1 protein-coding gene is annotated in these 290 nt (G+C 60.7%); it reads right to left on the minus strand.

Going from position 1 to position 290, the window contains the following annotated elements; genetic code table 11:
- Positions 1–68 precede the first annotated feature (68 nt).
- Positions 69–290 (minus strand): recombinase family protein (locus SB822_RS56300; RefSeq protein ID WP_410859006.1); only part of this gene is annotated, 222 nt, incomplete at its 5' end.

Consider the following 290-nt stretch of genomic DNA (forward strand, 5'->3'; position numbering starts at 1 on the left):
GTTGCTTCCAGATCCAATGTACAGTGGTGCGTTAGAGCCTCGTACTCCACATTACGGACTGCTCGACATTAGTCAAGGATCAATGTGTCGGTGATTGCGCAGATCTCGAGCAGCCGATGCCAGTCGGTGGAGTTGCGCGCCAGGCGCGACACCTCCAGGCCGAGCACGATACCGGCATGGCCCACGCCAACTTCGGCGACCAGACGCTGGAATCCTTCGCGGTCCGCCGATGACGCGCCGGACTGGCCGAGGTCGCTATCGATCACAATAATGCGGTCCTCGGACCACCC

This window comes from Paraburkholderia sp. SIMBA_054, from assembly GCF_046534875.1.
GTDB classification, from domain to species: domain Bacteria; phylum Pseudomonadota; class Gammaproteobacteria; order Burkholderiales; family Burkholderiaceae; genus Paraburkholderia; species Paraburkholderia hospita.